This window comes from Bradyrhizobium sp. (genome assembly GCF_028868675.1).
In the GTDB taxonomy this organism is placed as follows: domain Bacteria; phylum Pseudomonadota; class Alphaproteobacteria; order Rhizobiales; family Xanthobacteraceae; genus Bradyrhizobium.
Genome location: NZ_JAGWUA010000185.1, coordinates 1 through 9,429, shown reverse-complemented (window position 1 = coordinate 9,429; position 9,429 = coordinate 1). Strand labels below are relative to the sequence as shown.

Sequence of the window (9,429 nt, the reverse complement as noted above, 5' to 3'; positions counted from 1 at the left end):
GCCTGATGATCGACCAGATCGGCGAGGTGCTCCGCCTGCCCGAGGACGGCAAGGAGGAAAACCCCGTCAACCTCGACCCACGCATGGCCAAGCTCGCCGGCGGCGTCCACCGCCTCGACGGCCAGCTCATGGTCATCCTCGACGTCGATCGCGTCCTCGAACTCGCGCCCGAGATGATGGCAGCTTGAGGCGGCGACGATCGCGTCGCCGACCTGGAATTGGAAGTGTCCCCTCGGGGGACAGGAAGCAGAGGCCTACATGAGAACGTGTCTCGTCGTCGATGACTCCAGCGTCATCCGCAAGGTTGCGCGCCGCATTCTGGAAGGTCTGGATTTCCAGATCCTCGAGGCCGAGGACGGCGAAAAGGCACTGGAAGCCTGCAAGCGCGGGCTGCCGGACGCGGTGTTGCTCGACTGGAACATGCCGATCATGGACGGCTACGAATTCCTCGGCCACCTGCGCCGCATGCCGGGCGGCGACCAGCCCAAGGTGGTGTTCTGCACCACCGAGAACGACGTCGCCCACATCGCCCGCGCGCTGCATGCCGGCGCCAACGAGTACATCATGAAGCCGTTCGACAAGGATATCGTCACGGCGAAATTCCAGGAAGTGGGCCTGATCTAGCTTTGCGTTCGACCCGACGGGCTGAACGGCCCTCCGGGCTTTGTTTCAACGGGCCGCTTTAGTCGTAGTTGGTGAGTAATGAGTGTTGCGTTGGCTGGGAATTCGACCGCGAGCCCCTCGCGAGAGGGGCCGCTGCGCGTGATGGTCGTCGACGATTCCGTCGTCATTCGCGGCCTGATCTCGCGCTGGATCGGAGCGGAGGCGGACATGGTGGTCGCCGCCTCGCTGCGCACCGGTCTCGAGGCGGTCAACCAGCTCGAGCGCGTCAACCCCGACGTCGCGGTGCTCGACATCGAAATGCCCGAGCTCGACGGCCTGTCGGCCTTGCCGCAGATGCTCGCCAAGAAGCGCGACCTCGTCGTCATCATGGCCTCGACGCTGACCCGCCGCAACGCGGAGATCAGCTTCAAGGCGCTCTCGCTCGGCGCGGCCGACTACATTCCGAAGCCGGAGAGCACGCGCGAGGCTTCCGCCGCCGACATCTTCCATCACGACCTGATCGAGAAGATCCGCCAACTCGGCGCCCGGCTGCGCCGCAGGCCCGCGGTCGCGAGCCCGCCGCTGGCGCCGGCAGGTCCGGCTCCGCTCGCGCGCGAACCTGCGCTTCGCCGCGCGGCGCCGGCACCAGCCGCGCCTGCCGCACCGGCGTCGGCGATCGTCACCCGTTGCTTCTCGGCTCAGGCGCCGAAGGTGCTCCTGATCGGATCCTCCACCGGCGGCCCGCAAGCCCTGATGAACCTGGTGACCGATCTCGGGCCGGTGATCGACCGTTTCCCGGTGCTGATCACGCAGCACATGCCCCCGACCTTCACCACCATCCTCGCCGAGCATCTGGCGCGATCGAGCCGCCGGCCGGCGCATGAGGCGGTCGATGGCGAGCCGGTGAAACCGGGCCGGATCTATCTCGCGCCGGGCGGCAAGCACATGCGCGTGGTGCGCAACGGCGCGGACCCTGCCATCGCGCTCGACGACGGCCCGGCCGTCAATTTCTGCAAGCCCGCTGTCGATCCACTCTTCATCTCGGCGATCGACATCTGGCACGCGGGCATTCTCGCGGTGATCCTGACCGGCATGGGATCGGACGGCATGCGCGGCGGCAAGGAGATCGTCGCCGCCGGCGGCAGCGTGATCGCGCAGGACGAAGCCACCTCCGTGGTGTGGGGCATGCCGGGCGCGGCTGCGAATGCCGGCATCTGCGCCGCGATCCTGCCGCTCAATCAGATAGCGCCGAAACTCAATCGGCTGTTTTCGGGAGACCGTTCGTGACCCCGCTCGACTATGAGTATCTGCGTAAGTTCCTGAAAGAGCGCTCCGGTCTCGATCTCTCCGCCGACAAGCAATATCTGGTCGAGAGCCGCTTGCTGCCGCTCGCGCGCAAGGCGGGGCTGGGCGGCATCCCCGATCTGGTGCAGAAGGTCAGGAACGGCGACGGCCGTGTTTCGACCGACGTCGTCGAGGCGATGACCACCAACGAGACGTTCTTCTACCGCGACAAGGTTCCGTTCGACCATCTGCGCGACACCATCCTGCCGGCGCTGATCCAGGCACGCGCGGCGCGAAAGTCCCTGCGCATCTGGTCGGCGGCCTCCTCGACCGGGCAGGAGCCCTATTCGATCGCGATGTGCGTGAAGGAGATGGGCGCAGCACTCGCGGGCTGGCGCATCGAGATCGTCGCGACCGACCTGTCGCAGGAGGTGCTGGAGAAGTCCAGGGCCGGCATCTACAGCCAGTTCGAGGTGCAGCGCGGCTTGCCGATCCAGATGCTGGTGAAGTACTTCACCCAGTCGGGCGACATCTGGCAGCTCAATTCGGACGTGCGCTCGATGGTGCAGTTCCGCCAGCTCAACCTGCTGCAGGACTTCTCCCATCTCGGCACCTTCGACGTCATCTTCTGCCGCAACGTGCTGATCTATTTCGATCAGGACACCAAGGCCGTGATCTTCGACCGGATGGCCAGATGCCTCGAGGCCGACGGCACGCTGCTCCTGGGTGCGGCCGAGTCGGTCGTCGGCGTCACCGACGCCTTCAGGCCCTGTCCGGATCGACGCGGCCTCTATCAGATCAATCCGGCCCGCGGCGCCCAGCCGTTCGGCGCGACCATGTTTCCGGGCCTCAAGGTCGCCGCGGCGCGCTGAACGGAGGTTGCCGTCGCATACGCGAACGGCGCCACTCAGCGTATCGCGCCGCGTCTCGCCAGCGTCGTCGACGGCGCCTCTCCGAACCTCGACTGGTAGAGTCTTGAAAACCGTCCGAGATGCCAGAACCCGTGGTCGAGCGCGATCGACTTGACGAGGTCGCCGGCCTCGGCCCGCAACAGCGCGCCCCGCACCAGCCACAGCCGGTGAAGCAGAAGATATTGTCGCAGGCTCATGCCGAGCACGGCGATGAACGCGTTATGGAGCGTTCTGACGTGCACGCCGCACGCGTTCGCCACCTCGACGTTGGACTGGATGCGGAAATCGCTCTCCCGCAAATAGTCCCTGGCCCGCCTGCAGATCGCCAGGTAACGCCCGGTCGCGAGGCTACTGGAAGGCAGAACGAAGGTCGACAGCGCATCGTCGACCCCGCCGATGATGCTCCGGTCCATACCCTTCAGCACATTGGGATTGGCAATGCGGGCGGGGTCGCTCTGGATGACCTCGGCGACGTCGCTGACGAAAGATCGCAGATGGGCACTGCTGTTCGGCGCGATCGATAGGACGTGGTGTCCCGGCTCCGGTTCCGGCCAGCCGCGCGCCGCGACGGCATCGCTCAGGAAGAGCTGGCAATGCGTCAGGCGCGATTGCTGGTAGGCGCGATACTCCGTGCCCTTCTTCCAGCGCGCCATGGTATCCGCGTTCACCGAGCTGCCGTTCACCCTGGCCGTGCGCTTGTGGTCGAGCTGGAACGTGATGACCCCATGATCGGCGACCACGGCTCCTTCGAACAGCATCGGTGGCCGTGTGACGACGACCAGCCGTCCGCTTTCGAGAGGCAGCTCGAGTCTGGTGAAGCGGCGGTCCCTGGTGATCGGCAGATACCGGGCTTCGAATCCGGTCACCGAGGCCGCAAACAGCTCCGGCTCGTCGAAGCTGGCTGTGGTGGCGCTGGGAATGGCGTGTCCGCCGTTGTTGTCCGATCCAGAAAGCGCAGCCACAGGTGCAGTCGAACCTCCAATGACCGGCGCCGCCGATTCGTCGAAAGTGTACCGCGTGCGGCTCGGATGGCAACGCGGCGTCCCTCGCGTCTCGTCCGCAGCGGTCACGACACAGCGGCGCGATGCTACCGTCGGCTGCAGCATGTTGCGAGTGGATTGGCCGGGCAGCAGCGTCCATTTTTCAGAAACTGGATAGCGATATTCGGCAATCCTGCTTGCTCGCGGGACTGACTAGGGTGCATCAACATGATGCGACTGGGAACGAACTGCATCCACCGCTGCTCTGGCGCAGGACGGTGGCGAGCCAAAGATGGCAAACGTCGCAGGAGGCATTTCAATTGTCGCCATGCGTGACCTGCACCCGCCGCGAATCCGGCTTCTGCGGTGCCGCCTTTCGAACAGCCCCGCCGCGTCCGTCCACGAATGGGGACCAGCAGAAATTCGCTGCCGTCGGCGCCGGCAAGCAGCTCCTCACGCAAGGCAAATCGTCCGACTACGTCTTCGTCCTGTGCGCGGGATGGGCGTTTCGCTACATCCAGGTGTCCGACGGCGGCAGGCAGATCGACCGGTTCCTGCTGCCCGGCGATCTCTTCTCCTCCCTCTCCATCTTCGAAGAGGCTCCCCATTTCTCGGCGAAGGCGCTGACCACCGTGCAAATCTGCGGCTTCGCGCGCGCAGAGCTCCGTGAACGATGCTTCGACGATCGCGAGCTGCAGTCCGTCGTCGCGCAATCCTGTCTCTCCGACGGGCGCGATGCCGCCCAGCTCATCGCGATCCTCGGCCAATGTTCGGCCGAACAGCGGATCGCCTACCTGTTGCTGCATCTGATGCGGCGCATCGCTGCCAGCCAGGTCGTCCGCGAGCGGCGCTATCCGTTTCCGCTTCGCCAGCAGCACATTGCCGACGCCGTCGGGCTGACGCCGGTCCATGTCAGCCGGGTCCTCAGCCTGTTTCGCGAGCGCGGCATCGTCGCACTGGCCGACGGCGTGCTCGAGGTCATCGATGCCCCGGCGCTGGAACGGATCGGGCAGTTGTGACGGACGGCGCGTGCCGGTCGTGAGGCCGCGCCCTTGACGTCCGCTTCACAGGATCGCGTGCGGCAGGAAGCGCGAGCCGTTGCCGGTGATCGGGCTTGCATCCTCGCGGATCGACAGGCCGCACGGCTGGTGGTCGACCAGCCAGCTTCCGATCACCGGATGGAAGCCCGCAAAGTTCGGCAGCGGCGACAGCGCCTGGCGCACGTAGCCTTCGGCGCCGTAGGGGCCGGATTGCTCGTCGAGCGCGACGCCGCCGGCAACCAGCGTGACGTTGGCACCTTCGCGCGACAGCAAGGGCTTGCGGACGTAGGTGGCGCCGAGTCCGGCCGCGCGGGAATCGTCCTCGAAGAAGGCCGGCAGCAGGTTGGGATGGTTCGGAAACATCTCCCAGAGCAGCGGCAGGATGCCCTTGTTGGAGAGCAGCGCCTTCCACGGCGGCTCGATCCAGCGCGTCGGCGCGAGGCTGAGCTTCGCGCCGAAAGCGTCGTGGAACATCCATTCCCAGGGATAGAGCTTGAAGGCGAGTGCGATGTCGCGATCGTCGAGATCGACGAAGCCGCCACCCTCGTCACGCCAGCCGATGTCCTCGATGTCGAGCAGCGTGGTCTCGAGTCCTGCCTGCCGAGCGGTGTCCTCGAGATAGGCGAGCGTGCCGGCATCCTCTTGATTGCCGGTGGTGCCGGTGAGGTGCAGATGACGGCCGGCGGCGATGTCCTTCCACGCCGCGATCAGCCGCTCGTGGACGGAGTTGAACTGGTCGGCGTGCGCCGGGATGATGCGCCGCTCGATCGCCTGCTCGAGCCAGGTCCATTGAAACACCGCGGTCTCGAAGATCGAGGTCGGCGTGTCGGCGTTGTATTCGAGCAGCTTTGCCGGGCCGTTGCCGTCGAACTTCAGGTCGAGGCGGCCGTACAGGCTGCGGTCGTCGCGCCGCCAGCTCTCCGCGATCAGATCCCAGAACGATTCCGGGATCGTCAGACGCCGCAGGTAGCGCTCGTCGGCGACGGCGCGGCCGGCGAATTCCAGGCACATCGCATCGATCTCGCCGGTCGGCGCTTCGATGCTGCGCTCGATCTCGTCGAGCGTGAATGCGTAGTAGGCGCGTTCGTCCCAGTAGCGCTCGCCGTCGATGGTGTGGAAATCGAAGCCGCAGGCCTCTGCGGTTGCCTGCCAGTCGTCGCGCTCGGGACAGTCGATGCGCTGCATCTCCTATCCGCCGCCATGACCGTGGCCGCCATGGCCGTGAAAATGGTGCAGCGTGCCACCGAAGCCGCCATAGACCGGACGGCAATAGGGCCGTCCATCGATTCCGGGGATGGCCGTGAGGCCGGGGCCGCAAAGCGGCTCGCGCCGGACGAATCCCATCGACACCGCACCGGCGGCGGCGCTGCCCATCAAGGTGAGCACGACCCTTCGCGAGCGTTTCATGATCCTGATCCTGCCTTCGACTCTGCGGTGCAGTCTCCACCACCTGCGGGCCAGCAGACAAGGGAAAGCCGGCCGATTCACGGCATCGTGCTGCGGGGGCCGATGAGCGCGCGACCGGCGACGCACACACGGCCGCGCCGTCGCTCCCGGTGCGCGCAGCGCGCCTTTCTGCATAGCGATACCGCAACGGCGCGCGCCGCCTTCATCCCAATTCGAAAAACTTGCGTGCGTTGATCCCAGTCAAATCCAATTTCGATGATCGGCACTCAGATGTCTTGCATCGCTGTCCGTTTGAGGATTCCTGTCGATGCAGACCAGTGCACTCCCTTCGGTCTTTCGCAGGTCCAGCAATCGGGCAAGTCTGACCATTGCCCTTGCCGTGACCGCGTTCGCGTGGCTCGCCTGTGACGCGGCCGTGGCGCAGCCGGCCGGCATCGTCGCCAACGGTAACGCGGTGGCCACGGGTTTCTCCGGCGCGCAGCCGCCCACCACGATCGCGCCGGGCGTCGATCCCGGCGACCAGACCTTCATCGATCTCAACGGCCCGTCGGCGCGCGTGCTGGACCTGCAGGCGCCCGGCGCGCCGCCGCAGGCGCAGCTTCTGACGATGCCAAAGCCTTTCACGGTAACGGCCGGTCAAACGGGTCAGTTGTTCGGCGTTGCGCTCGACGGCGCGATGCCGCCGAACGCGTATGTCGCGGCGACCTCGATCTACGGCCTGCCGATCGTCATTCCCGGCAGCGCCGGTCAGTTCGTCCGTGCGAAGCAGGGTGCGCCGAAGGCCGCGTTCATGCCGGGACTGTTCGGTCCGGCGCAATCCGGCGGCGGCCCCGGCTCGATCTGGCGGATCGACGGCGCGACCGGTGAGGTTCGCCTGTTTGCCAATGTCAAGCTCGGCGGCGCCGCCAATCCCGGCCCGGCGCTCGGCGGCCTCGCCTTCGATGCGGCGTCCAATACGCTGTTCGTCGCCGATCGCGCCACCGGCATGATCCATGCGTTCGATGCGAGCGGAGCCGAGCGCGGCCGTTACGATCACGGCGTGCAGGGGCGCAGCGCGGCCGGCCTTTCGCCGGTGCCGTACGACCCGGCGGGACATCTCGACATCACCAGTCCGAAATTCCGGACGGGCGATCCCGCGACCTGGGGCTATGCCAACGCGCAGCGCCGGGTGTTCGGCCTCGGTGTCCGCAATGGGCGCCTCTATTATGCGGTTGCGAGCGATCTGCAGGTCTGGTCGGTGGCGATCGCGCCGAGTCTTGGCGCCGATCCACGGCTGGAGGTCAACGTCGCGCCCGGCCCGGGTCCAAGCGAAATCTCCGGGATCGCCTTCGACGATCAGGGCCGCATGCTGCTCGCCGAACGGGCCGCGCCGAGCGGGGCCTATGATTTCAACGTGCTGACGACGGAGGCGACCGGCCGTGTGCTGCGCTATTTGCCGGTGCCGCCGGGCACCGCCATGCCGCTGTGGCAGCCGCAGGCGGATGAATACGCCGTCGGCTTCGCGCGTCAGCTGCACAACGGCAATGGCGGCGTGGCGATCGGCTTCGGCTACGACGATCAGGGACGTATCGACCGCGCCGCCTGCGGCCAGTTCCTGTGGTCGACCGGCGAGCAGTTGCGCAATGCGAGCGATCCCGTGATTGCCGCGCAGCTCGCGGCCGGCGGCCCGGCGGAGGTCAACGGCGTGCAGGGCAACGAGCCCGCCGCCGTGCGGCCGGCGAACGTGCCGCCATGGCAGACTTATTTCATCGACTATGACGACCAGTTCCAGGACGCCGCCGCGCGCGGCCATCTCGGCGACATCGCGATCCTGCGCGTCTGTCAGCAGGCCGGATTCAGTCTGCCCGGCTGGTATCGGCCGCGCGCCGAGTTGTTTCCTGGATTCTTCTGGCCGCACTTCCACGGCAAGAAGCCGCCGCAGCTCGACTGCCCGCCCGGCTCAGGCAACCAGTGCGCCTGTCCGCCCGGCACGACGCAGCAGCCCGGCTTCCAGTGCTGCCCGATCATGACCTACCTCGGTCCCAACGGGCAGTGCGTGTCGCCGTGTCCGGACGGATCGATCGATCCCGGCAAGCTGGAGGCTTGCATCAACGGCTTCGATTCGAGCACGTTCGATCCGAATGATTTGTCGAAGCTGAGCTGTGTTGACGGTTCGAAACCGGTGCAGGACGCCAACGGCTTTCACTGCCCGTTATTCAAGGCGCCGACCTGTCCCGCCGGCTTCGAGCCGGATCCGTCGGCCCCCTTCTTCGGCTGCAAGGCGAACGCGCAGCAACAGGCGTGTGGCTGGAAGTACCCAGATCTCAAGCAGCCCGGGCTCGACGGGACCTGCCAGCAGCTTTGCCCGTCCGGGTCGTGGGGCTATGCGGCCAACCAGTGCTGCCCCGACGGCATGCTGCCCGGGCCCGACGGCAAATGCGGCAAGCCGCAGCAGCCGTCATGTCCGCCCGAGCAGTTGACGGTAAGCGGTCAGTGCTGCCCGGCCGGATCGAAGCCGCAGCCTGATGGAAGCTGCTCTCCGATGAAGAAGACGGAGTGCAAGATCGAACAGGTCACGCCGAACGGCACCTGCTGTCCGCCCGGCACCAAGCCGCAGCCCGACAACACCTGCGCCGTCATCTGCCCCTCGGGCTCGACCATCAACGCGGCGACCGGCCAATGCTGTGCGCCTGCTAGCGCAGTCGCCGGCACCACCGGGGCGTGCACCTGTCCGCAGGACCAGTTCCTGGTCGACGGCAAATGCGTCGGCAACGCGCCGCCGGACGCGGGCGATTGCTTCGCCGGTTATGTCAAGCTGCCGAACGGCTCGTGCTGCCTCGCCGCGCAGGCGACCGCCGGCGGCCAGTGCTGTCCGACCGGACAGAAGCCCGATGCCGACAAGCGCAAATGCGTGCCGGCAGGTGCGACGACGTTCGTGCCCGGCAAGCCGTTCGTTCCGGCGCCGGTCGTCGTTCCCGGCAAGCGCGGCAAGGCCGTGACGCCGCCGCCGCGTGCTCCGACGGTCGTCATTCCGCCGCCGAAACGTTACGTGCCGCCGAAGCGCTTCACGCCAAGGCCGATCGTACGGCCGACACCGGTCGCGCCGCGCATCCGCCGTATCGAACAATAGGAGAGCGTCTCATGAAGTGTCGAAAGCTCGCACCGGCAGCGCTCACGCTCGCAAGCCTCGCCTGCGTCGCCACCCTGAACCTCGCCGATGCGGCA

Annotated in this window: 9 protein-coding genes; 6 read left to right on the top strand and 3 right to left on the bottom strand. The window is 66.8% G+C overall.

The annotated features are described in order from the left end of the window. The 4 genes from KGM94_RS20140 to KGM94_RS20125 all read left to right on the top strand — a co-directional run. A partial coding sequence (locus KGM94_RS20140; RefSeq protein WP_366526261.1) for a chemotaxis protein CheW occupies nucleotides 1-188 on the top strand: 188 nt, incomplete at its 5' end. Between the two features lie 70 nt (nucleotides 189-258). After that, a complete protein-coding gene (locus KGM94_RS20135; RefSeq protein ID WP_008138864.1) occupies nucleotides 259-624 on the top strand; it encodes a response regulator in 366 nt (121 codons plus the stop codon). A gap of 78 nt (nucleotides 625-702) precedes the next feature. Continuing rightward, a complete protein-coding gene (locus KGM94_RS20130) occupies nucleotides 703-1,890 on the top strand; it encodes a chemotaxis response regulator protein-glutamate methylesterase (RefSeq protein WP_300263348.1) in 1,188 nt (395 codons plus the stop codon). Then, nucleotides 1,887-2,759: a protein-glutamate O-methyltransferase CheR gene (locus tag KGM94_RS20125; protein ID WP_300263346.1), complete on the top strand. Its 873-nt coding sequence runs from the start codon at nucleotides 1,887-1,889 to the stop codon at nucleotides 2,757-2,759. The genes KGM94_RS20130 and KGM94_RS20125 overlap by 4 nt, the downstream gene beginning before the upstream one ends. 35 nt (nucleotides 2,760-2,794) lie before the next feature. On the opposite strand, the gene KGM94_RS20120 is transcribed toward KGM94_RS20125, so the two are convergent. Then, nucleotides 2,795-3,760 carry an AraC family transcriptional regulator gene (locus KGM94_RS20120; protein WP_300263344.1) on the bottom strand — a complete coding sequence of 322 codons (966 nt, stop codon included), beginning with the start codon at nucleotides 3,758-3,760 and terminating at the stop codon, nucleotides 2,795-2,797. Nucleotides 3,761-3,882: 122 nt separating this feature from the next. Between KGM94_RS20120 and KGM94_RS20115 the strand changes: the two genes are divergently transcribed. Continuing rightward, a complete protein-coding gene (locus tag KGM94_RS20115) occupies nucleotides 3,883-4,797 on the top strand; it encodes a Crp/Fnr family transcriptional regulator (RefSeq protein WP_300263342.1) in 915 nt (304 codons plus the stop codon). Nucleotides 4,798-4,842: 45 nt separating this feature from the next. Here KGM94_RS20115 and KGM94_RS20110 read toward each other — a convergent pair whose 3' ends face one another. Then, nucleotides 4,843-6,003, bottom strand: coding sequence for a glutathionylspermidine synthase family protein (locus KGM94_RS20110; RefSeq protein ID WP_300263340.1), 1,161 nt, complete (start codon nucleotides 6,001-6,003; stop codon nucleotides 4,843-4,845). 3 nt (nucleotides 6,004-6,006) lie between these two features. Further along, complete coding sequence (locus tag KGM94_RS20105; RefSeq protein WP_300263338.1) at nucleotides 6,007-6,225, bottom strand: hypothetical protein; 219 nt, start codon at nucleotides 6,223-6,225, stop codon at nucleotides 6,007-6,009. A gap of 307 nt (nucleotides 6,226-6,532) precedes the next feature. On the opposite strand from KGM94_RS20105, the gene KGM94_RS20100 reads away from it, so the two are divergent. Further along, nucleotides 6,533-9,334: a hypothetical protein gene (locus KGM94_RS20100; protein ID WP_300263336.1), complete on the top strand. Its 2,802-nt coding sequence runs from the start codon at nucleotides 6,533-6,535 to the stop codon at nucleotides 9,332-9,334. The last annotated feature ends 95 nt before the right edge of the window (nucleotides 9,335-9,429 follow it).

Excerpts from the sequence above, each read along its gene's own strand:
- KGM94_RS20115 (WP_300263342.1), top strand. The coding sequence starts at position 3,883 with ATGCTACCGTCGGCTGCAGCATGTTGCGAGTGGATTGGCCGGGCAGCA.
- KGM94_RS20100 (WP_300263336.1), top strand. The coding sequence starts at position 6,533 with ATGCAGACCAGTGCACTCCCTTCGGTCTTTCGCAGGTCCAGCAATCGG.
- KGM94_RS20135 (WP_008138864.1), top strand. The coding sequence starts at position 259 with ATGAGAACGTGTCTCGTCGTCGATGACTCCAGCGTCATCCGCAAGGTT.
- KGM94_RS20130 (WP_300263348.1), top strand. The coding sequence starts at position 703 with ATGAGTGTTGCGTTGGCTGGGAATTCGACCGCGAGCCCCTCGCGAGAG.
- KGM94_RS20110 (WP_300263340.1), bottom strand. The coding sequence starts at position 6,003 with ATGCAGCGCATCGACTGTCCCGAGCGCGACGACTGGCAGGCAACCGCA.
- KGM94_RS20105 (WP_300263338.1), bottom strand. The coding sequence starts at position 6,225 with ATGAAACGCTCGCGAAGGGTCGTGCTCACCTTGATGGGCAGCGCCGCC.